The sequence below is a fragment of the Paraglaciecola hydrolytica genome, from assembly GCF_001565895.1.
GTDB lineage: Bacteria > Pseudomonadota > Gammaproteobacteria > Enterobacterales > Alteromonadaceae > Paraglaciecola > Paraglaciecola hydrolytica.
Genome location: NZ_LSNE01000003.1, coordinates 327,301 through 349,159, shown reverse-complemented (window position 1 = coordinate 349,159; position 21,859 = coordinate 327,301). Strand labels below are relative to the sequence as shown.

The 21,859-nt window shown below is 42.2% G+C and carries 20 protein-coding genes; 12 read left to right on the top strand and 8 right to left on the bottom strand.

Annotated elements, in window-relative coordinates; all coding sequences use genetic code 11:
- Positions 1–6: 6 nt before the first annotated feature.
- Positions 7–903, bottom strand: coding sequence for a dienelactone hydrolase family protein (locus tag AX660_RS04055; RefSeq protein ID WP_068372923.1), 897 nt, complete (start codon positions 901–903; stop codon positions 7–9).
- A 382-nt stretch (positions 904–1,285) separates the two neighbouring features.
- Here AX660_RS04055 and AX660_RS04050 point away from each other — a divergent pair, with 382 nt between their 5' ends.
- Positions 1,286–1,963 carry a YitT family protein gene (locus tag AX660_RS04050; RefSeq protein WP_068372922.1) on the top strand — a complete coding sequence of 226 codons (678 nt, stop codon included), beginning with the start codon at positions 1,286–1,288 and terminating at the stop codon, positions 1,961–1,963.
- 48 nt (positions 1,964–2,011) lie between these two features.
- Here AX660_RS04050 and AX660_RS04045 read toward each other — a convergent pair whose 3' ends face one another.
- From AX660_RS04045 to AX660_RS04020, 6 genes are all read right to left on the bottom strand, one after another.
- The gene (locus AX660_RS04045; RefSeq protein WP_068375131.1) at positions 2,012–3,340 is read right to left on the bottom strand and encodes an IS4 family transposase; all 1,329 of its coding nucleotides are present in this window, start codon (positions 3,338–3,340) and stop codon (positions 2,012–2,014) included.
- Between the two features lie 111 nt (positions 3,341–3,451).
- Complete coding sequence (gene rluB / locus AX660_RS04040) at positions 3,452–4,498, bottom strand: 23S rRNA pseudouridine(2605) synthase RluB (protein ID WP_082768730.1); 1,047 nt, start codon at positions 4,496–4,498, stop codon at positions 3,452–3,454.
- The gene (gene scpB / locus AX660_RS04035) at positions 4,498–5,169 is read right to left on the bottom strand and encodes an SMC-Scp complex subunit ScpB (RefSeq protein ID WP_068372918.1); all 672 of its coding nucleotides are present in this window, start codon (positions 5,167–5,169) and stop codon (positions 4,498–4,500) included. Before scpB ends, rluB begins: the two co-directional genes overlap by 1 nt.
- Positions 5,169–6,008, bottom strand: coding sequence for a segregation and condensation protein A (locus AX660_RS04030; RefSeq protein WP_068372916.1), 840 nt, complete (start codon positions 6,006–6,008; stop codon positions 5,169–5,171). The genes scpB and AX660_RS04030 overlap by 1 nt, the downstream gene beginning before the upstream one ends.
- A gap of 9 nt (positions 6,009–6,017) precedes the next feature.
- A complete protein-coding gene (locus tag AX660_RS04025) occupies positions 6,018–6,638 on the bottom strand; it encodes an L-threonylcarbamoyladenylate synthase (RefSeq protein ID WP_068372913.1) in 621 nt (206 codons plus the stop codon).
- Positions 6,639–6,717: 79 nt separating this feature from the next.
- The gene (locus AX660_RS04020; protein ID WP_068372910.1) at positions 6,718–7,563 is read right to left on the bottom strand and encodes a PHP domain-containing protein; all 846 of its coding nucleotides are present in this window, start codon (positions 7,561–7,563) and stop codon (positions 6,718–6,720) included.
- A 425-nt stretch (positions 7,564–7,988) separates the two neighbouring features.
- On the opposite strand from AX660_RS04020, the gene AX660_RS04015 reads away from it, so the two are divergent.
- Genes AX660_RS04015 through arfB form a run of 8 tightly spaced genes read left to right on the top strand, consistent with a single transcriptional unit; the run spans position 7,989 to position 15,439 of the window.
- On the top strand, positions 7,989–9,596 hold the full coding sequence (locus AX660_RS04015; RefSeq protein WP_068372907.1) for an anthranilate synthase component 1: 1,608 nt from the start codon (positions 7,989–7,991) through the stop codon (positions 9,594–9,596).
- Positions 9,593–10,237, top strand: coding sequence for an aminodeoxychorismate/anthranilate synthase component II (locus tag AX660_RS04010; protein ID WP_068372905.1), 645 nt, complete (start codon positions 9,593–9,595; stop codon positions 10,235–10,237). Before AX660_RS04015 ends, AX660_RS04010 begins: the two co-directional genes overlap by 4 nt.
- Position 10,238: 1 nt before the next feature.
- Positions 10,239–11,258, top strand: coding sequence for an anthranilate phosphoribosyltransferase (trpD, locus tag AX660_RS04005; protein WP_068372902.1), 1,020 nt, complete (start codon positions 10,239–10,241; stop codon positions 11,256–11,258).
- 17 nt (positions 11,259–11,275) lie between these two features.
- The gene (trpCF, locus tag AX660_RS04000) at positions 11,276–12,661 is read left to right on the top strand and encodes a bifunctional indole-3-glycerol-phosphate synthase TrpC/phosphoribosylanthranilate isomerase TrpF (protein ID WP_068375127.1); all 1,386 of its coding nucleotides are present in this window, start codon (positions 11,276–11,278) and stop codon (positions 12,659–12,661) included.
- A gap of 33 nt (positions 12,662–12,694) precedes the next feature.
- Positions 12,695–13,876 (top strand): tryptophan synthase subunit beta, encoded by a 1,182-nt coding sequence (trpB, locus tag AX660_RS03995; protein ID WP_068372899.1) that lies wholly within the window; start codon positions 12,695–12,697, stop codon positions 13,874–13,876.
- Positions 13,876–14,694 carry a tryptophan synthase subunit alpha gene (trpA, locus tag AX660_RS03990; protein WP_068372895.1) on the top strand — a complete coding sequence of 273 codons (819 nt, stop codon included), beginning with the start codon at positions 13,876–13,878 and terminating at the stop codon, positions 14,692–14,694. Before trpB ends, trpA begins: the two co-directional genes overlap by 1 nt.
- Before the next feature lie 12 nt (positions 14,695–14,706).
- Complete coding sequence (locus AX660_RS03985) at positions 14,707–15,006, top strand: YciI family protein (RefSeq protein ID WP_068372889.1); 300 nt, start codon at positions 14,707–14,709, stop codon at positions 15,004–15,006.
- Between the two features lie 22 nt (positions 15,007–15,028).
- Positions 15,029–15,439, top strand: a complete 411-nt coding sequence (gene arfB, locus AX660_RS03980; protein WP_068372885.1) for an alternative ribosome rescue aminoacyl-tRNA hydrolase ArfB — start codon at positions 15,029–15,031, stop codon at positions 15,437–15,439.
- A 72-nt stretch (positions 15,440–15,511) separates the two neighbouring features.
- On the opposite strand, the gene AX660_RS03975 is transcribed toward arfB, so the two are convergent.
- Positions 15,512–16,972, bottom strand: coding sequence for an alpha/beta fold hydrolase (locus tag AX660_RS03975; protein ID WP_157884303.1), 1,461 nt, complete (start codon positions 16,970–16,972; stop codon positions 15,512–15,514).
- Between the two features lie 356 nt (positions 16,973–17,328).
- Between AX660_RS03975 and AX660_RS03970 the strand changes: the two genes are divergently transcribed.
- The 3 genes from AX660_RS03970 (at position 17,329) to prsT (ending at position 21,856) form a co-directional block, all read left to right on the top strand.
- Positions 17,329–17,781 (top strand): hypothetical protein, encoded by a 453-nt coding sequence (locus AX660_RS03970; protein ID WP_068372873.1) that lies wholly within the window; start codon positions 17,329–17,331, stop codon positions 17,779–17,781.
- A gap of 173 nt (positions 17,782–17,954) precedes the next feature.
- Positions 17,955–18,947: a choice-of-anchor A family protein gene (locus tag AX660_RS03965; RefSeq protein ID WP_068372871.1), complete on the top strand. Its 993-nt coding sequence runs from the start codon at positions 17,955–17,957 to the stop codon at positions 18,945–18,947.
- Between the two features lie 86 nt (positions 18,948–19,033).
- A complete protein-coding gene (gene prsT, locus AX660_RS03960; RefSeq protein WP_068372868.1) occupies positions 19,034–21,856 on the top strand; it encodes an XrtA/PEP-CTERM system TPR-repeat protein PrsT in 2,823 nt (940 codons plus the stop codon).
- Positions 21,857–21,859: the final 3 nt, after the last annotated feature.

The window sequence follows — 21,859 nt, the reverse complement described above, 5'->3', positions numbered from 1 at the left end:
CTAAACTTAGCCCATCGTTAAATGTTTGTTGAAAAATGCCAAGGTACGTGACCAAGCAAGTTCTGCGGCTTGAGGATCATAGCGGCTAGTCGAGTCGTTATGAAATCCATGTTGAGTACCGGGGTAAACATGGGCTTGGTAGTCAACGTTATTGCTTTTGAGCACGGCCTCATAATCTGGCCAACTGTCATTTACTCGTTTATCGTGTTCTGCAAATTGTATCAAGATAGGGGCTTTGACCTGTTTAACCAGCTCGCTACTAGCCGGGGTGCCATAAAAAGGTACGGCAGCGTTAATCAATTCTGGTGTCGCGGCAGCTAGATAATTACTTATATAACCTCCAAAACAAAAACCAACTACGCCTAATTTACCATTACTCAACTCGTGCTGCTTCAAAAAACTCGCTGCGGCGATAAAATCCTGTTCTATTTTTGCACGATCCATCGAACCTTGCAGAGCACGTCCTTCATCGTCATTACCGGGATAACCACCTAGTGGAAACAAGGCATCTGGAGCAAAGGCCAAAAATCCAGCTTTGGCCAATCGCCTTGCGACATCTTCAACATAAGGATTTAAACCGCGGTTTTCATGTACCACTAACACTGCAGCCAACTTAGACGCTTTTTGTTTGGGCACAACCAAATAACCACGACCTTTACCATAGCCATTGGGCGAATCAAATTCTTGATAACTGGCTTTGATCTCTTCGTCATTAAAAGATACTTGTTCAGCTAGGGCATAGTCAGGTGTAAGGGCAGAGGTTAAGGTGCCAATAGTCAAACCTGCAACAGACAAAGAGCCTAAACGGCTCAGAAAGGTGCGCCTATCGATATCACCATGGGCATATTCGTCATACCAATCAAAAGCTTGTTGCGGAATGGTAGTGGGTTTCAATTGTGACATAAACAATGCTCCGGATTAAGGTAAGTGGAAAAACTAAATGAACACGATGTTGGAAAATGATAATACCTTAGCAGGTATTATTTTGGTCGTTCGTTTTTTAAGCTGAGCTACCGTTTTCAATAGATAAAATGCAATTTTTATCTATTTTCCAAAAACACTCGCTTACATAGCCGCTACACCCTGTTTACCTTTAATGCGAAAGTCGTAAAGTTTGCTGTACTAAGGTGTTTAAAAAAGCAGCAACACACTTTGCCCATAGACTATGAATACCCTTTGAAATCATTAAACTGCGCGACCTTTCTGAGCTTGCCTTGTTAGCAAAAAAAGCACAACAACCTGCGGCTCATCGATTTAATGACCAACGTGGATAAAGATTACCAATATGCAATTCCCCACTCATCGATTTTATGAAGATGTCTTAGCGCTGTTTTGTGCTGGCGTAATGGTGTCTTTAGGTGTGACACTGTTCAACAGTCACAGCCTTATAACAGGTGGTACGGCAGGCTTGGCGATTATCGCCATGCATTTAACCTCCATGGAGTTTGGCATCTTGTTCTTTTTAGTTAATTTACCTTTTTATGCCATCGCTTGGACGCAGTTATCCAAACGCTTCACCGTTAATACTTTTATTTCGGTATCACTGGTCTCAGTACTGTCGACCTATATGCCAAAACTCATCTCCATTCAATCTGTGCACCCTTTGTTTTCTGCAGTGGTAGGGGGCATGTTAATCGGAGTGGGTTTGTTGATCATGTTCAGGCATAAATCGAGCTTAGGTGGTTTGGGAATTTTGGCACTGTATCTACAAAACAAATACTCTATCCGCGCGGGAAATTTTGGATTGTTGGCAGACACCCTGATTTTAAGTTCATCACTGATGATGTTTGGTATTGAACTGGTGGCGTTATCGGTACTAGGTGCGGTGACCTTAAACTTACTGATTGCGGTCAATCATAAACCCGGACGTTATCAAGCTTATCTTAGCCCTAAACGTGTAAAAATAGCCTCTAACGATCAGAGTTTTGATTTAGATAAAACCGTATGGGGAAATTTTAAATAACTAGCTCAACACCTTCTTAATAAAAAAGCGCCCTTAGGCTAATGCCAGTCAGTTAAGCTGACTGGCATTTTTCTGTTTGTGGGGGTATCGACTTGTTTTGGGCTTTATCCATCTTGGGTAAGCTCTTTCCTCCCTACGTGGTGGTAGCTCGTAAAATGCCAACTGGTCAATAAGCGAATTGTAGAGTACCGGAAGTTTTCCGGGGCTGGTCAGTTGAACTGTCATCAGGAATGCGACAACGGCACTTGAGCAGCCACTAAAGCTCAATTGGTTAGGCCATATTCCTTTTCTGCTTGCCGCTTCCGTCATGGCTGAACGAATAAGGTTGTAAGCCAGTAGTAATCCCCATATTTCCTGCTCAACCATCTCTGGTAATTTGCTACGCAGGGTATATTCACTGTTGAGCAGTGTTTGTTTGATTTCTCTAAACCCAAGTTCTATTTCCCATCGGTGGCTATACAGTTCAACAATCTCATTTCCGGGGAAACGCATCGCGTCGACCATGGAGGTTAATACCTGACAGGTTTTCCCTTTTATCTCCTTCGTAATAAGGCGTGCTTCAATAGAGTCTGGCAAGTCATCAAATCGCTGACGAGCATGTGCCGTTGTCATCAGCTTGACCACTTTATCATTGCGCCCAAGGGAGCGTATCACTTCATACTGAAGCCCGTTTCTTGTGGGAATAAGCCAGTGCCGCTCCTTAGCGCTACAATGCCAACGGTTTAACAATCCAAGAGAGTAATAGCCTTTATCAAACAGAGTAAGAGAGTGACATGGGGTGTCATCAATGAGTTGCTCTGCCAGTACCATTTCATTTGATTTATATTTGTCAAAGGCGCTATTGAGTAGCTGATGGCTGGTCAGCTCCATATGGCAAACCATGCGTATCTGAGGGAAACTGGTATCGCCATGTTGCGTGCTCGCTGAGCCGTACTTCTTGCGGTTTTCAGGGGTATCCGTTGTACGCCATACCACACCATCTACCGCTAACAGGTTGAGACCATTCCATTTTTCGAATGGCTGTGATTGATACCAATGATGTGCCATTTTCTTGAATACTGCTTTGACGGCATCAGCACCTAATCGCTGCCGAGCCTGCACCATCGCACTGGGCGCAACAAGCGGATTTTTACCCGGTAATGCAATATCCATTTTGTTAGCAATATTCCAGACTGACTCCTGTCGAAACAAACTCATCCCAATCACAGACCACATCACCGCTTCAAGAGGGAGCCTGCGTTTTCTGACGGTAGCTACCCCAGCTTCAATAAACGCTTCATCGACAATGGCTGGGTCGAGAAATGACGATAGTTGTTCGAACGTGTTGAATTGGGTGCTGGCATTAAAAGCAATATTGAGGGCTTGTTGAAGTTGCACAAAAAAATCCGATGACCTTACGATCATCGGATTTTGATCCTCTTATGCCAAATGTCAATTTCTTAACTGATCGGCATTAGCGCCTTGTGCGCCGTTTTTTATTAATCCGTATTACTGCCCCTGCCGACTCTTTCTTTGCTGGCCACCAGATGGCCGTTTAGGAGCGCGATTTTTGTTAGTCGGACGCGACTGACCATCTTGTGGTTTTTCTGCCCGAGTTTTATCTGTTTGTCTTGGTTTAAGGGGTTTATCTGTTTTAGCTTTATTCTCAGTACGTTTATCCGAGTTTGTATCACTCGTCGCTTTGAGCTTCTGATTCGACTGGTTCACTCTATGTTTTTTAACTGAACGACGCATACGGCTCAGTTTAACGTGATCAAGTTTACCTGGATCAAGTTTAATCAAGGTCTCACTTTCATCGGGTAACTGCACACTAGAACGCAGAGCATTGACGTCTGGTAACATCAATTCTACCCAGCCACCTTGTGGCAAACGTTTTTGCAATTCAAGAGCGCCATAACGCACTCGTATCAAACGACTGACTTGTAATCCCTGAGACTCCCACATTCTGCGTACTTCACGATTACGGCCTTCAGACAACGTCACGTGATACCAACTATTTAGACGTTCATCGTCACCAGGCAACTTACGGATAGTAGTAAACTTAGCCACACCATCTTCAAGTTTGATCCCTTTAAGCAAACGTTTGAGCATATCAGGCAGTACTTCACCAAATATTCGTACTGCATACTCACGTTCTACTTCATGTTTGGGATGCATTAAACGGTTAGCCAGTTCACCATCATTGCTAAACAACAACAAACCGCTGGTGTTAAGATCTAAACGGCCAACCGCTATCCAGCGGCCATTTTTAATCGCGGGTAAACGATCAAATACCGTCGGACGACCTTCAGGATCTTTACGGCTGCATAACTCACCTTCAGGTTTGTTATACATCAATACTCGGCACATGGTTTTTTCAGCTTCAGTACTGATTAAATTGCCATCGACTCTTATTTTATCTTCAGTTTCAACTCTGTCACCTAAGGTGGCGATTTGGCCGTTTACCGAAACTCGGGCCTGCTCTATCCAGGTTTCCATTTCTCGGCGCGAGCCAAGTCCGGCGTTGGCTAGTACTTTCTGTAATTTATCACTCATTAATGTAATTGCTCGGGTTCATCTGCCTGAGTTAACATCGTTGTTTCAGACTCAGCAGAGTGGACTGGGGAAATATTTTCTGACGCTGACGCTGCAGACTCCGCAGAAAATATGTTTAACGCGTTTTGATCATTCTGCAAATTAACAAAATCATCCGCGCTGGGTAATTCACTTAAACTTTTTAACGAAAAGTAATCTAAAAAACCTTTGGTGGTGGCATAGAGTGATGGCCTGCCGGGCACTTCTTTATGTCCGACGACTTTGATCCAGCCACGTTCGCTGAGGGTTTTCATAATTTGGCTACTAACGGAAACACCACGTACATCTTCAATTTCACCGCGGGTAATGGGTTGTCGATAAGCAATTAAGGACAAAGTTTCGAGCATAGCGCGAGAATAACGCGGCGCCTGCTCCTGCCATAGTTTACTTAACCAAGGGCTTAAACTGTCCACCGATTGAAAACGATAACCCGAGGCTATTTCTACTAACTGAATACCGCGAGCTTGATAATCTAATTGCAACTCTTTTAATACTTCACTAAGCATAGTCTTAGACACGGCCAAACCATCTAAAACAGAGAGTTGCAACTGCTCATTCGTCAGCGGGGTATCAGCGACAAAAATCGCGGCTTCAACCAACTGTTTTAACTGTACACGAGAGATCTTAGCCATTAGTCACCACTACTCATGCGAATATGAATATTGCTAAACGGCGCATTTTGCACCAATTCAATTAAATGTTCTTTGGCTAATTCCAGTATCGCTAAAAAGGTCACTACCACCCCTGCCCGCCCTTCGCTGGCATGAAATAACTGATCAAAACCGGTATAAGAAGTGGCATTGATTTTTTCCAGAATTAAACTCATGCGTTCACGAGTGGACAGCGCTTCTTTTTCAATATGATGATGTTCGAAAGCTTGGGCGCGCTGCATGGCGGATTGAAAACCTAAAATCAATTCTTGCAAACTAATCTGCGGTAAAATTTTAATGGGTGCAACTGAGTCAGCGGTATCCGCAATCGCGAGAAACACATCACGCTCCTGACGAGGAATTCCATCAAGTTTTTGCGCAGCATCTTTAATTAACTCATATTCTTTTAAGCGACGAATAAGTTCGGCTCGTGGATCGTCTTCGTCTTCTTCGGCATCTGGGCGTTTTGGTAATAATAAACGAGATTTCACTTCGGCCAGTATCGCTGCCATCAGCAAATATTCTGCCGCCAGTTCAAGTTTAATGTCTTTCATTAATTCAACATATTGCATGTATTGCACCGTCACCTGATACACAGGCAAATTTACAATATCAAACTTCTGACGACGGATAAGATATAAGAGTAAATCCAGCGGCCCTTCAAAAGCCTCTAGTATCAACTCAAGAGCATCGGGCGGAATATATAAATCTTCTGGTTTTTCAATTAACGCTTCGCCATTCACAAACGCCAGTGGCAGAGGTTGCTGCACTGGATCGTGTTGGGAAAAACGCGAGATAAATGGATCGCCAGTTGGTGCCAAAACTATGCCTTAAACAAAGGGGCTTATGTCGCCACTACCATGACGAATAATAGTGATCTCACCTTCTGATAAATCAATTACCGTGGTGGGATGTTCACCAATTGAGCCACCATGAATAATCAAACCAACCTGACGTTCCAATTTGTCGCGAATATCGTCGGGATCGGATTCTGCCACTATTTCGCCGGGCAAAATCAAGGTAGTGGACATCATTGGCTCACCCAGTTCTTCGAGTAAAGCCAAGGCAATTTTGTTATCAGGTACTCTAATACCTATGGTTTTACGTTTGGGGTTTTGTAGACGTTTGGGTACTTCTTTGGTGGCCTTTAAGATAAAGGTATAAGGGCCTGGGGTATTGTTTTTGATCATACGAAACGCGGTGTTATCCACCCGCGCGTATTCTGATAACTCAGACATATCACGGCACATTAGGGTAAAATTATGATCTTTGCCAATGTTGCGAATACGGCAAATTTGCTCAAGGGCGTCTTTGTCATTCATATGGCAACCGATGGAATAACCTGAATCGGTGGGATAAACCACGACTGCGCCTTTATGGATCAACTCACAGGCTTGTTTAATCAGGCGAACCTGCGGATTGTCAGGGTGTATATAGAAAAACTGGCTCATATTGGGTAAATTCCTTAGTTACTGTCACAGCAAGTGGAAATTGTTCTGTCCAGTGATCAACAACACTGGTATAGATTGTTTAAATAGTACCGCTTAAATTCCAATCGCGCCATATTGGAACTAACTGAGAGGGCAATGTTAAATTTTTACCTAACTCAGTCCAACGGTTAGGATAATGAAAATCAGAGCCACTAGACGCCATTAACTGATGTTGACTGGCCAAATCAGCTAAGAGTTTTTTCTTTTCGGGGCTTAAATGTGAATGGATCACTTCCATGCCATCGCCTCCCGCCAAACTAAACTCGGCCACCAGCCTTTTAAGCCATTTGGTACTCAAATCGTAGTGGCCAGGATGGGCTAATACCGCTTTACCACCGGCATCGTGGATCCAACTAATAGCTTCGTCAATGGAAATCCATTGAGGGCTGACATGAGCTTTTTTACCCTTGCCCAGATACTTTTTAAAAGCCGCTTCCATATCGTTAACTAATTGGCGTGCCAATAATACTCGCGCAAAGTGAGCTCGGGTTACCTGCCCTACTCCGGCCATGGTTTTGGCATCAGCAAACACGTCATTAATGCCAACTTTGGCTAATTTATCGGAAATTTGTTGCGCTCGTCGGTCACGCTCGGCACTTTGCGCAGCCAAACGTTGTAAAAAAATGGGATCATGATGATCTACATGCAAACCCAATATATGAATGTCAAAATTGTGCCAAGAGGTAGAAATTTCGACACCTGGCAGGATATGTAATTTACGTTTTTGCCCTGCCTGATAAGCCTGTGCTTCAGCAATGCCATCGATAGTGTCGTGATCGGTAATCGCCAATACATCCACCTGCATGTTGTGCGCACGGTCTATCAACTCTTTGGGCGACAAGTGGCCATCGGAATAGTGGGTGTGGCTATGTAGGTCTATTTTCATGAGGTCGGGTTTCGTTCAATCGGCTTACGTTCAGGATTCAGGACGTTTTTGTTTAACATATAACAAATTAGAGTGTTGACAGCGCATCGTTTTTGTTTTCTTCTATAGCCACTGTTTGGCAGCATTATACGCAAACTGAGATGAATATCAGATAATTCGTCTTTTAGATAAGTGCTAATGCCAATGACCGATTGAAACCCATAAGGTATGAGTAAAAATGTACAATACAAACACGCTTTCTAACACAACTTGGTGGTGGCACAACCTGAACTAATGGGCTGTGAGTGTTTGTATTGTTACAAATAATTTTTCAAAAAAAGCCCGTAAACAGCGGGCTTTTTTTTATGTATTTTTCAGCTAGACAAAAAATTGATTAAAAGCCCAAAGTAAGCGACATCAAAAACGATAAAAATGAGATTAATATCATGAGCTTAGCGCAATTAACTGAACAAGTTGGTAAGGTCGAAACACTGGTAGTCCAAGCAGACTACGTGGCTGACCCTTTACACGCTTACCAATATTTGTGTCAGGACAAAGCCAATAATTTGTTATTGGAGTCGGCTGAAATCGACAGCAAGGACAATCTAAAAAGTTTATTACTGGTTGATGCCGCAATTAAACTGGTTTGTGAAGGCCATAAAGTAACATGCCAAGCCCTCACTAATAATGGCCGCGCGATATTACCTTTATTTAACAGTCACTGCCCTGCGGATGTGGAACACCACTTAGATGTAAATGCCGATGTCGTCACTCTTATTTTTCCACCAGCAGATGCCTCCCTTGACGAAGATAGCCGCTTAAAAGCGCCCGCAGTATTTGATGCTTTGCGTATTATGCTCACTCAAGTAACGTCAATTCGCCAGCATCCTCATGCCGTATTTTTGGGTGGTGCTTTTGCTTACGACTTACTCGCCAGTTTTGAAAAACTGCCTGAGGTTAAAGGCAGTGCCAATACCTGCCCTGACTTTGTATTTTATTTAGCCGAAACCCTGGTATTAATTGACCATCAGGCACGCCAAAGCGAAATTATCGGCAGCGTCTTTAGTGGCCATAATGTGGGAAACAATTATTTTGCCATCAGCCAACGACTAGAGCAGATCAAACACAAACTGGCGACCATCAAACCTATACCACAAATCAAACAGCGCCCTTTGAGTGCCAACGAATTGCAGGTTAATAAGAGTGATGAGCACTATGTAAAGGACGTGATTGACCTGAAAGAACACATTTTGGCGGGGGATATTTTTCAAGTCGTGCCCTCACGGATTTTCAGTTTACCTTGCCCAGATCCACACAGCGCCTATCGTGAGTTAAAGTTACACAATCCCAGTCCTTATATGTTTTTTCTGCAAGATGATGATTTTTGTATTTTTGGTGCCTCGCCCGAGTCCGCACTGAAATACACCAAAGAAAGCAATCAAGTTGAGATTTATCCTATTGCTGGTACACGCCCTCGGGGTAAACGGGCGGATGGCTCGATTGATCTTGATCTCGATAGCCGCCTTGAATTGAATCTGCAAGAAGATCAAAAAGAACGCGCCGAGCATATTATGTTGGTTGATTTAGCGCGCAACGATGTCGCTAAAGTATCAAAACCTGGTACTCGTTATGTCACCGATTTACTCAAAGTAGACCGCTATTCTCATGTGATGCATTTGGTGTCCCGTGTGGTAGGTCAGTTAAGAGACGACCTTGATGCTTTAAATGCTTATCAGGCTTGTATGAATATGGGTACTTTAGTGGGTGCGCCTAAAGTCAGTGCGGCGAGCCTTATTCGCGAAGTTGAAAAAGAACGTCGTGGCAGTTATGGCGGTGCTGTGGGTTATATTAACGGCCATGGTGATATGGATACTTGTATCGTTATCCGTTCCGCTTTTGTCCGTAATTCAGTTGCCCATGTACAGGCTGGCGCAGGTGTGGTGTATGACTCCAACCCACAAGCCGAAGCTGATGAAACCCGCGCTAAAGCTCAAGCCGTTATTCACGCTATTTTAGCTAGTGCCAATAAAGTTCAGCAGGGAGATATGTCATGAAATCTTCATCAGTCTGTGTATTTTTACTCGACAACTTTGATTCATTTACCTACAACCTGGTCGACGAGTTACGTAGTTTAGGTTTAGAGCTGATTGTGTATCGCAACTCAGTGCCTGCTGATGTGATTTTGCAAAAAATGCATAATAAAGCCGCACAAAAAAATGCTAAGGGCGAGAGTCAACAAGTCATGTTGATGTTATCCCCTGGGCCAGGCAATCCTAAACAGGCTGGCTCATTATTAGCTCTGCTAGCTCTGGTTAAAGGTCACTATCCGGTATTGGGTATTTGCTTGGGTCATCAAGCCATAGTGGAATCTTACGGTGGCGATATCATACGTGCCAATCAGGTGATGCATGGTAAATCATCCTTGATCAAACATGATGGGCAAAATATGTTTGCCAACTTACCTAACCCCTTGCCCGTCGCCCGTTACCATTCTTTGATGGCAGATAATATGCCGGCCGACTTACAAGTGTTGGCGGATTATAATGGCATACCCATGGCGGTTGCCCACCAGCAACACAGGATGTTAGGGTTTCAATTTCATCCCGAATCCATATTAACCAGTCATGGCAGCCAATTGTTATTACAAAGCATTAGTTATCTGACACAAACATCAGCCAGTAAAGGAGTCAACTAGTATGATGCTTGACATTCTTGAACAACTTTTTAAACAACAAGATCTAAAACAAGCTCAAGCTTATCAAGTCTTTAGTGAAGTGATTAACGGCCAAGTGCCTGACGTTATTTTGTCAGCTTTGCTGACAGCTTTAAAAATCAAAGGTGAAAAACCCCAAGAAATTGCCGGTGCAGCGCAAGCGATGATAAAAAATGCAGCGCCCTTTCCTTTTCCTGATTATGACTTTGCTGACATAGTGGGTACGGGGGGCGATGGCCACGACACCATTAATATTTCCTCTGCCGCTGCCATAGTCGCGGCCAGTTGCGGCGTAAAAGTTGCCAAACATGGTAATCGCAGTGTCTCGAGCCAGTCCGGCTCGGCGGATTTATTCAGAACTTTTGGTCTTGACCTCAACATGCCTGCCACAACAGCTAAACGTTGTTTAGATGAAGCAAATTTATGTTTTTTGTTTGCCCCTCAATATCATGCAGGAATTAAACACTCCATGCCCGTGCGTACCACTTTAAAAACTCGCACTATTTTTAATTTGCTCGGGCCTTTGGCTAATCCTGCACGGCCCAGTCATATCATTATCGGGGTTTATAGTCCTGATTTGTTGTTGCCTTTTGCTAAGACTTTACAACTACTCGGTTATAAAAACGCCATGGTAGTACATGGCAGTGGCTTAGATGAATTTGCCCTACATGGTGAAACTCAGGTAGTACATGTTAAAGGCGCCTTACTTGAAGAGTATCAAGTCAACCCTGTTGATTTTGGTCTTAAAAACTATCCATTAGCAGCCATCAAAGGTGGCCAACCTGAAGATAATAAACGCCTGATAGAGCAAGTATTGAATGGCCAAGGTGAAAGCGCTCATCAAGCCGCAGTAGCCATGAATGCTGGAGCATTGTTGACTTTATGCGGTAAGGCAGAAAGTTTTATGGAAGGTGCAAGTTTAGCCTTACGTGCTATGGAGCAGAAACTGCCAGCGCAAACCATTAAACTCGCGGCTGAGCTTAGCCAAACATCAGCAGCGTAAAGGAGTTAATGTTAAACATGGCCAATGTATTAGAAAAAATAGTCATCGATAAACAAACTGAAATTGCACAGCGAAAAATAGACTTCCCGCTTAGCCAGTTTGAAGTTGATTTAAAGTCTTCTGAGCGCAGTTTTTATGCGGCACTGGCACAAGCCAATGCCGGTTTTATCTTAGAGTGTAAAAAGGCATCGCCATCTAAGGGCTTGATTAGAGCTGATTTTAATTTAGACGAAATCATTGCCGCCTACAGTCCTTATGCAGCCTGTATATCCGTGCTTACCGATGAAAAATACTTTCAGGGTAAGTTTGAATATCTACAGTATGTGCGTAATAAAGTAAGCCAACCGGTGATCAACAAAGATTTTTTTGTTGACCCTTATCAAGTTCATCTCGCCCGCTATTATGACGCCGATGCCATATTATTAATGTTATCGGTCTTAGATGACTCTACTTATCGCGAACTCGCTACTTTAGCTGAACATTATCAACTCGACGTATTGACCGAAGTGAGTAATGTCGAAGAAGTTCATCGAGCCGTTGATCTAAAAGCCAAGATTATCGGTATTAATAATCGTGACTTACGTGATTTGAGTACAGATTTAGCCACCACTGAAAAATTGGTGCCGCTAATTAAACAACTGGCAAACCATGAACATGTGATCATCTCTGAATCTGGTATATATAGCCATCAGGATGTCAGACGTTTAGCGCCATTAGTAGATGGTTTTTTAGTGGGCAGCGCTTTAATGGCCGAACCAGATGTAGCCCTTGCCACCAAACAATTGATTTATGGCAAAGTAAAAATTTGTGGCACTACCACTGTTGAAGGTGCCCAGTTAATTAAAGACTCACCCGCTAGTTATGCAGGGCTAATTTTTGCTGAACAATCTAAACGTAAAGTGAGTTTAGAAAAAGCCAAACAGATTATTGATACCGTACCTTTCAACTATGTGGGAGTGTTTGTTAATGCGCCTGTGCAACAAGTGGCAGATTTTGCTAACAGCCTTGATTTAAGCGCAGTACAACTCCATGGTAAAGAAGATCAGGCTTATATCGATACTCTTAAACCGCTGCTACCTACTACTTGTCAACTGTGGTTAGCCAAAGGAGTGACTGACACTCTGCCCGACATGCATGAGCAGCAAGTTGATAAGTTTTTATTAGATTGCCAAGTGGGTAAACAAAGCGGTGGCACTGGCCAAGCTTTTAACTGGCAACTGTTAAATCAAGTGGCTGATAAATCACAGATTATCTTAGCGGGTGGTTTAAACCCACAAAATATCAAACAAGCCGCCAGTTATGCTGTGGCGGTGTTGGATCTTAACTCTGGGATTGAGTCATTACCCGGTATCAAAGAACCACAGAAAATAACCCAGACATTCAGCTTATTGCGTGAATATTAAGCTGACAAGCGTGGCTAACAAAATGAGAACAAAATGAATAAATTAAACAGTAAATTTGGTAATTTTGGCGGCATGTACGTACCCGAATTGCTCATCCCTGCGCTGGATCAACTCGAACAAGCTTTTATTGATGCCCAGCAGGATCCTGAATTTCAAGCTGAGTTTATGGGCTTGTTAAAAGACTACGCGGGTCGCCCAACAGCCATGACACTGACACGCAATATAGTCAGTAATCCCCTGGTTAAACTGTATTTAAAACGTGAAGACTTGTTACACGGTGGAGCCCATAAAACCAATCAGGTATTGGGTCAGGCTTTGTTAACCAAGCGCATGGGTAAAACCGAAGTCATCGCAGAAACTGGCGCCGGTCAACATGGTGTCGCCACCGCGTTAGCTTGTGCCCTAATGGGCTTAAAAGCACGGATTTATATGGGTGCTAAAGACGTTGAGCGCCAAGCCCCTAACGTTTTCAGAATGCGCTTAATGGGCGCAGAAGTCATCCCTGTGCATGCAGGTTCAGGTACGCTCAAAGATGCAGTAAACGAAGCCATGCGAGACTGGTCTGGCAGTTACGAGAAAGCTCATTATTTATTAGGTACGGCAGCAGGTCCTCACCCCTTCCCGACCATAGTGCGTGAATTTCACCGCATGATAGGCGAAGAAACCAAAACACAGATCCTCGAAAAAGAAGGCCGTTTACCCGATGCGGTTGTTGCTTGTGTCGGCGGTGGGTCAAACGCTATTGGTATGTTTGCCGATTTTATCGATGAACCCAGTGTTAAATTAATTGGGGTTGAGCCTGCCGGTAAAGGTTTGCATACCCATGAACATGGTGCTGCCATGTGTAAAGGTACCACGGGCATATTACACGGTTCTTTTACCTACATTATGCAAGACGATGACGGCCAGATTGAAGAATCCTATTCAGTCTCTGCTGGTTTAGATTACCCCGCTGTAGGCCCACAACACGCTCATTTACACGATACTGGCCGCGCACAATATGTCGCAATAAGCGATGATGAAGCACTGAATGCCTTTCAATTGTTATCACGCAAAGAAGGTATTATTCCGGCCCTGGAATCTTCTCACGCTTTAGCCCATGCACTTAACATGGCAGATGAAGCAGAAGAAGAAATGATCATAGTAGTGAATTTATCCGGTCGTGGTGACAAAGATTTGGCTCACGTACACAGCATATTAGGAGACGTAAAATAATGGCGACTACAACAGACAGATACCAAGCCATGTTTACGGCCCTTAATGCTAAACACCAAGGTGCCTTTGTACCCTTTGTTATGGTTGGCGATCCGGACAAACAAACCTCGGTTAACATCATTAAAGCCTTAGTAGAAGGTGGAGCCGATGCACTAGAATTAGGATTCCCGTTTTCTGATCCTATTGCCGATGGCCCTACTATCCAACAGGCCAGTATTCGTGCCTTATCACATAAAATCAAAACGACCGATTGTTTTGCCATTATCCGCGATGTACGTGACACCTATCCCGATATTCCCATCGGTTTATTACTCTACAGTAATTTAGTTTTTAAACGTGGCATTGAGCAGTTTTATAAAGACGCGGCGGCGGCTGGTGTTGACTCCATCTTAATTGCTGACGTGCCCTTACGCGAAGCTGAACGTTTTATTGCTGTAGCCAAAAGCGTAGGTATTAAACAAATCCTGATAGCACCGCCAAATGCCAGCGAAGAAACCCTCGCCCAAATTGGCACTCAGTCACAAGGTTATACTTATTTGTTAGGCCGTGCAGGCGTAACCGGGGCAGAAACCGCAGCAGCTACACCTACCCATGAATTGATTGAAAAACTCACTCGCCATAAAGTCGCTCCTCCTTTGTTAGGCTTTGGTATTTCCAAACCCGCGCAAGTGGCTGAAGCGATCAAAGCCGGAGCAGCAGGCGCTATTTCAGGCTCGGCGACAGTTAATATCATTGCGAAACATCTGGCTGAACCAGAAGTGATGCTTGAACAGTTAAAAATGTTTGTTAGTGAAATGAAAGCCGCTACGCAAAAATAAAAAGGTGTTGATATGTTGTATGTGATTTTTAGTGAAGACGTCGCCAATAGCCTAGAGCTGCGCAAACAAACCCGTGCTGCGCACTTAGCACGCATTCAGCTATTAGTTGATCAGGGCCGAATTTTAGTAGCAGGCCCTTGCCCAGCGATTGATAGCGAAGACCCAGGTGAGGCAGGGTTTACAGGCTCGGTAGTTATTGCCGAATTTGCAAGTTTAATAGAAGCACAAGCCTGGGCTGACAGTGACCCTTACATGCTGGCTGGTGTTTACGCAAAAGTGGTGGTAAAACCCTATAAAAAGGTCTTACCCTAATTGTGAACAGCGTTAATCTATTATGAGTTATTTACCCAATATTGAGTTATTGATGCCCGCTATCGATTTGAGCGCTATGCGCGCTCAAGGCGCCGGTGGGCAAAACGTCAACAAAGTATCCTCTGCCATTCATTTACGTTTTGATATTGCTCAAGCAGCATTGCCTGAATATGTAAAAAGTCGTTTATTGGCTGGCAAAGACAAACGTGTGACTACTGACGGCATTTTGATCATCAAAGCCCAAAGTCATCGCACCCAAGAAATGAACAAACAAGACGCCCTTGACCGACTGGCAGAAATACTGACTGAAGCAGGCAAGCTGCAAAAAGCCCGCCGAGCGACTAAACCCACTAAAAGCTCACAAACCAAACGCATGGACAGCAAAACAAAATCAGGACAAGTGAAAACGCTACGTAAAAAAGTCGATTTTTGAACAGTTGCAATGCCAATTACACCTTTGATTTTAAACCTTAGGGAGTTGAGTCTGCAGTTGCAAGAAGCTTTTCTATTCTAACGCTAGTGTACTCCCCATTGACATGCCATGCAGATGACTTTTTTGGCCATGGTTAATCTGACTACTCACTGAAAAATACAATTGAGATTTACTTTCAAGTTTTATGGCGGGCTGTCCTCCACGAAATACAACACCGGCAGAATCAATCAAACTATCGTCGACTTGCATCGCCACTTCTCCAGTCAAATTGACATTCGTCATGGTCACTCTTGACCTTGTACTGGTCAAAGCAGTAGTAATCGAGTTAAAAGTACTATCTTCTACATTCACTATAGAATCTACAATGTTAATGCTGCTTGCTTGAACATTGCTTAAGTTGATATAGCGACAATTTGTAAAAGTTAAATTGTTATATACACCACTCAATTCGATGTTTGTTTGATTGGAGCAGGTATAGTTTTGCACCACATTCGTTGTAAGAGGCGGAATATTGCGTTTGATTGGGTCTTTAATTAATGCTTCTTTTAGAATGGCAACAAACTGTGCTGTTTGCTCTTGCATCGGCACATGCCCAGCGTCATCAATGATGTGCAGTTGCGCATTTTTTAATTGTTCAGCAAGTAATTTTCCAGTACGTAGCGGCGCAACCCTATCATTTCTTCCCCAAATAATATGGCTTGGTACATTGAGTTGCTCGATTGAAGGCGACAAATCTTCGTAGACTAAACCTAAAGCGGCATTAAGTGTCGCACGATCTTTATAGACAAATCGTTGCGCAAATTCATTTTCCAAAAGAATTTTGGCAGGGTCAGGATACCTATCAATGGAACTTATCAGTGAAATTCGCCAACGATTTATAAAATTTGAGACATGAGAAACTACATTATCTAAGGGTTTGAATTTACTGCTATAAGGCTCCAACCATTGATAGTGATTAGGCACCTGCGTCATATGTAATACAAACACCGAGCGCTGCAATACACCCGCGGTGTCTACCATTATGAGTTTGTCTACCAATGAAGGATGGCTTGCTGCAAAGCGCAGGCTAATAGCCCCGCCCATTGAATGACCGATGATAGTCACAGGCTGCTGACTAAATTGTGGCACTAACCAAGCCAAGAGCGCCGCGTATTTTAAAGGAGCTAATTGCAAAGCGGTTGAATCGGACTGGCCAAACCCCGGCAGATCTAAAGTGATAATATGATATTCGCTTTCTAACTCGGGAATGACATTTAACCAGTCGAGCAAACCGCTGTAACCAAGCCCATGCACTAGTAACAACGTGGGTCCTGCCTTATTACCCGTTTCAACTACATGTATCTTGTTGTTAAAAATAGGTTCGTCTAGCCAGTGTTGTTGCCAATGTTCGGGTAATTGAGTTTCAACATCTTGCAGAGATTGCTGAAGGGGGTCGTTATCATCGATGCTAGATAGCTTTGAATGATTTGGATCAGCTAGAGAATAGGTACTAAAACTGGCAACCGCAATTAGCAATAGCAGTCTGATTAACATGTTATTTTTATCCATTCTGTTACTCACAACACTCCAAGTTCCTAACATAATTCTTTAGCGTTAAATTCATGGGTATTGAGCTTGCCTGATGCGAAGGTCACTTACCAAATACGCTTTATCTCCTGCATTCAATCTAACAGCACAAGAGCGAACTGCAGATTACAACATTAGGCTTAGATATAGCAAAGCGGATGTTGCATCTAGAGTGCAGCGCAATTTAACCAGAAAAACTTGAGGGTGTTTTTGTTTTGAACGCAATACTGTAGTTTTTGCCTTGCTTGGCTCATGCGATCCATAAACAAACTTAAGGTAAAAACCATTTTGGCCGATAACTACTTTGAGTTAGAGGAGGTAACATGAGCATATTATTCACTACATGGTTTAATAAAAGATTTTCAATAACGATTAGCCTGTTACTGCTGGCACTTTCGGGCTGTATGCAAAACCAATACGCAGCGGATTTTAGAACCCCATTCCCACCTATTGCTGATTCACGCATTGCTGCCACGGATAACACCGTAAAAATGGTTAATGCGGTATTTTATCAATCTTTTATTGGCGGTGAATGGCAATACCAAGGTTCGACCAATCTTAAAAACAGCATTAACGCTTATATTCAAATTCCAGAAAGACTCGACATGAGCGAAGAAGCTCAAGAAAACTATCTACAACAGGCGATCTGCCCTGCAGCCCAACATGAAAAAATGTGGCAGGCCCTTAACGACAAAACATTAGTTGTGCATATTTATACCTATAAACGAAAATACAGTCTTTACGCCAATTGTATAAACCCCTACACCACCGGATAATCACCGTTGTAAATAACAGACTAGTTTGTCTGAAAATTTTACACTCACAATAAAACACTTTGTTAATATTTTGTTTAACTCATTGCATTTCAATAAGTTAAAAACAAGGCTCGTTTTTTGCTGTGTTTCGAAATTGACATCAACGTTATTTCTTATTTTGTAAGGTACATTGAGTGAAGTATAAATTTTTATTATGGATGGCACTAAGTTCTGGGTTTTTATCTGCGCAAGCTTTAGCAGCAAGTCCTGGTGATTCAAATTATGTTGTGAATACACAAGCACATGTTGGGAATTATAACCTTTTCTTACAAAACGATTTTAAGAATAACGGTGGAGTTCATATCCATGGTAAGGCATTTGTTGGTGGTGATTGGACGACAAATGTTAATCAACCTGGAGCAGATGCTTTAACAGGATCAAACTCTGTTGATGCAGTAACAGTGCTCGGTGAATTAAAAGGCAGCGGTAGTCTAACTATAAATAATGGTAATAATGTTGTTTATGGTACTAAAGCAGCTGGGTTTGGTTTAACGCTGAATAATACTGGTGGCAAAATTGGAACTGCCACTCAAATATCGGATTCTAGTTATAACAATCAGTTCTCTACGATTTGGAACCAGGCTGTGAACGACAGTCAACATTTCAAAACGTTGGCCTCAACTGGAGCTGTTTCTGAGGTTCAAGAGGGTAAAAAGGGTATTTTTCAAAATGACAACACTCTTGATCTAAATGTTTTCAATATTAACTCATCTTCATTTATTTCAAATGGAAACGGCGAAATAGAGTTTCTAACAACGCCATCGGCTCCTGTTGTCATAAATGTTGGTGGTACTGGAATAATTAATATTGGAGCCAAACCACTAGGGAATTTCATCAACGCATCTGGTGCAAATGTCTTATGGAATTTTTATGAGGCAACACAAATCAATTTTACTGCGCGATGGGTAGGATCAATTTTAGCTCCTAATGCACATATAAACTATAGTGGTGGAGATATCGATGGCTCAATTGTCGCGATGTCATTAGAAGGTAATAGCCAACTACATAACGTACTATATACCTATGATCCTCCGCAGCCCCCAACAGAAGAAGTCCCCGCTCCTGCAGGTATATTCTTAATAGGTTTAGGTCTTTTGATAATGGCAAGACGTAAGTTTTCCAAATAGAGTTTAGTTTCAGTTAAGACTGACTTACTGATATGATCAAAAAGACGGATTTATCCGTCTTTTTTGATTTTTACAGGGAAATAAAAATGCTTCGTGTTTTGCTTAAACCTTTTTTAAACCAATTGTTTGTTATCTGCTGTTTGAGTCTTAGTTTTATTCAGGTAACACGAGCGGATACCTTACTCCATTACGAAAAAGCTTTATCGGCCTTTAAAGAACAACGTTTTGATGCATCGATGATCCATTTAAAAAACGCTTTGCAATCCTCTCCAGACAACCTGCCTTCTAAAATTTTAATGGGTGAACTGCTAACTCAACTGGAGCAATATCCTGCAGCAGAAGTAGAGTTTGAAGAAGCCATTATGCAAGGCGCTGACATTAGCCTCTTTGCCAAGTCATGGGGGGTGACTCTGCTTAAACGCCAGGCTTACGCAAAAATTATTGAATTTAAACAGTTTAACGGTTTTTCAACGATACAATTATTAGACTGGCAACGCTTACGAGCAACGGCCTGTATGCAATCTAAAAACTATGAATGTGCCAAAGAAAGCTTTAGCCAAATTAGTAGCTCATCCACCGATCAAACTGAAGCACTTAACGGCTTAGCCAACATAGAATTTAATCTAAAAAACTACGCTGCCGCGAATGAATATTTGCAACAAGCTTTGAATATTAATACAGAAAATGCGACTACGTGGCAGCTATTAGGTTTAGTCGCACGAAATAACAATGATATGAAAGAGGCCTTAAAATACTTACAAAAAGCGTTTGAATTAAGCCCTGATGATCCATACATCCTACGCAATCTGGCCGATGTGTATTTAGCCGCCAACAATAAAGAAGCCGCATCACAAACCATTAATACCATATTACTCAGATCACCCAATGATCCCTTTGCTATCTTAGTAAATAGTTGGCTACAGCAAGATACTGCGTTGTCTGCTGAAGCAGAAAAGAAATTTAATGAGTTGGCGGTTAAAATCAAAGTCTATCCAACTGAATTAGTAGAACAGGATCAATCCTTACTATTTTTGCGTGCCTTGGTTGCATTCAGACAACAGAATTTTGAACAGGCAATGCGGGATTTTACCAAACTACGTAAATTAGATGATAGCGACATATCCCCCATAATCCTGTTAGCCAAAAGTTATATTGCCCTGAATAAAGAGAAAGATGCAATAGAGTTACTTGAGTTGCAACAAGCTAGGTTAAATACCCTACCCGATATATTGGTTATGCTAGGTGATTTATACATCAACAATAATAAAAACTTTAAGGCCTTGTCTTTATTACAGAGTTTACAAGTTGAATATCCCGATAATATTCAGGTACTTCTTTTAGAAGCGAAGTTAATGATCGCTCGTGAAAGGCAGGGAGCTGCAGGATTTGAAAAACTAGATAAGCTAGTTACCCAATATCCAGAAAATGAAACGGTATTGTTTGCCCATAGTGTATTGAGTTTACAAATGCAGCAATATGCTAAAGCCAATGAAAGTATTAGCAAATTGGTTATATTGCAGCCTAAAGATGCCATTAAACTCAATCTAAAAGGTGCGGTATTAATTAAGCTCAATCAAATAGAAGAAGCCCAACAATATTTAAAACAAGCGCTAATCATCAACCCTGATTTAATGGCCGCAAAAATCAATCTGGCATCAAGCTACTTTTTACTGCAGCAAAGACCTCAGGCGCGCAATATTTTGAGTGCTATTTTACAACAACAACCTCGCAACGATTCAGCCTTACTGCTATTAGCAAAAATCCAAGTGTATGAGCAACAATATGAAGATGCGTTGGCTAATTATCGATTAGTACTTATTGATGACAAACAAAACATCGAAGCACTTGAAGGTTTAAGTTCTTTGTATATTGCTAAAAACGAGAGCAAAGACGCCTTATTCCAATTAACTAAATTAAATAAAATTCAACCAGAAAACCCTAAATATATCATTCAAAAAGCACAGCTTTATTTGTCTATGCAAGACAAAGAGCGCAGTAAAATTGAAATAGATATGTTGGCTCGTCTCGCCCAAGATGACGCAGCCCTTATGATTGCACTAAGTAAATTACAATTATTAGCCGGCGAATTAAATATGGCTATTGAGTCGCTAGAACGAGCACAAGCATTACAGCCCAAAAGTATCCGAATAGGCATAGAGTTGGCTGAACTGTTATTGAATAACAATCTTATAGACAAAGCGGCTACGCAGATTAAACAACTGGCCAATAAATTTAATCACACTGCGGATCTCTATTTTTTGCAAGGTAGGCTCGCTGAACAGCAAGGAAAACTGCAACAAGCTAATACGTACTATTTAAAAACACTTGAATTAGATGACCAATATGAACTGGCTTTAGCCAAACTCTATACACTCATTGCCAACGGCATTCCGGCACAAGCCTTTAAAGCTAAAATTGATCAGATAGTAACCAAATACCCTGAGCGTTATTTTCCGCGTAATCTATTGGCACAGTATTATTATTACACTAAAGATTTTAAACAGGCGGCATTTCATTATGAATACCTACTTCAACATGAAGATCTGCCTTCACGCTCAGGCATGCTTAACAGATTAGCTTTGGTTTATATGCCAAGCGATCAACTAAAAAGTGTTGAATATGCCAAGCAGGCTTTTGCTTTAAATGATACTAATCCGCAGATCCTTGCTACCTATGGTTGGTTACTGACTCAACAAAACCAAGCGCAAGAAGGCCTTAGCCTACTGAGAAAATCTCTTGCGCGAAATCAACAGAATCCTTCATTGCACTATTATATCGCGGTGAGTTTAGAAAAATTGGGGCTAGTTCGAGAAGCTATCTCTGAACTCGAAACCTTATTTGCTAAACAAATAGAATTTGAAGAAATAGAGCAAGCAAAGTTACTTTATCAAAAGTTAACTCAGGTTTAGATC

What these genes read in the sequence shown, in the direction of transcription:
- trpD (WP_068372902.1), top strand. Translation starts at nt 10,239, where the DNA reads ATGATGCTTGACATTCTTGAACAACTTTTTAAACAACAAGATCTAAAA.
- AX660_RS04010 (WP_068372905.1), top strand. Translation starts at nt 9,593, where the DNA reads ATGAAATCTTCATCAGTCTGTGTATTTTTACTCGACAACTTTGATTCA.
- AX660_RS04050 (WP_068372922.1), top strand. Translation starts at nt 1,286, where the DNA reads ATGCAATTCCCCACTCATCGATTTTATGAAGATGTCTTAGCGCTGTTT.
- AX660_RS04055 (WP_068372923.1), bottom strand. Translation starts at nt 903, where the DNA reads ATGTCACAATTGAAACCCACTACCATTCCGCAACAAGCTTTTGATTGG.
- trpCF (WP_068375127.1), top strand. Translation starts at nt 11,276, where the DNA reads ATGGCCAATGTATTAGAAAAAATAGTCATCGATAAACAAACTGAAATT.
- AX660_RS04020 (WP_068372910.1), bottom strand. Translation starts at nt 7,563, where the DNA reads ATGAAAATAGACCTACATAGCCACACCCACTATTCCGATGGCCACTTG.
- AX660_RS03970 (WP_068372873.1), top strand. Translation starts at nt 17,329, where the DNA reads ATGAGCATATTATTCACTACATGGTTTAATAAAAGATTTTCAATAACG.
- prsT (WP_068372868.1), top strand. Translation starts at nt 19,034, where the DNA reads ATGCTTCGTGTTTTGCTTAAACCTTTTTTAAACCAATTGTTTGTTATC.
- scpB (WP_068372918.1), bottom strand. Translation starts at nt 5,169, where the DNA reads ATGGCTAAGATCTCTCGTGTACAGTTAAAACAGTTGGTTGAAGCCGCG.
- AX660_RS03975 (WP_157884303.1), bottom strand. Translation starts at nt 16,972, where the DNA reads ATGTTAATCAGACTGCTATTGCTAATTGCGGTTGCCAGTTTTAGTACC.
- rluB (WP_082768730.1), bottom strand. Translation starts at nt 4,498, where the DNA reads ATGAGTGATAAATTACAGAAAGTACTAGCCAACGCCGGACTTGGCTCG.
- AX660_RS03985 (WP_068372889.1), top strand. Translation starts at nt 14,707, where the DNA reads ATGTTGTATGTGATTTTTAGTGAAGACGTCGCCAATAGCCTAGAGCTG.
- trpB (WP_068372899.1), top strand. Translation starts at nt 12,695, where the DNA reads ATGAATAAATTAAACAGTAAATTTGGTAATTTTGGCGGCATGTACGTA.
- arfB (WP_068372885.1), top strand. Translation starts at nt 15,029, where the DNA reads ATGAGTTATTTACCCAATATTGAGTTATTGATGCCCGCTATCGATTTG.
- AX660_RS04015 (WP_068372907.1), top strand. Translation starts at nt 7,989, where the DNA reads ATGAGCTTAGCGCAATTAACTGAACAAGTTGGTAAGGTCGAAACACTG.
- AX660_RS04025 (WP_068372913.1), bottom strand. Translation starts at nt 6,638, where the DNA reads ATGAGCCAGTTTTTCTATATACACCCTGACAATCCGCAGGTTCGCCTG.
- trpA (WP_068372895.1), top strand. Translation starts at nt 13,876, where the DNA reads ATGGCGACTACAACAGACAGATACCAAGCCATGTTTACGGCCCTTAAT.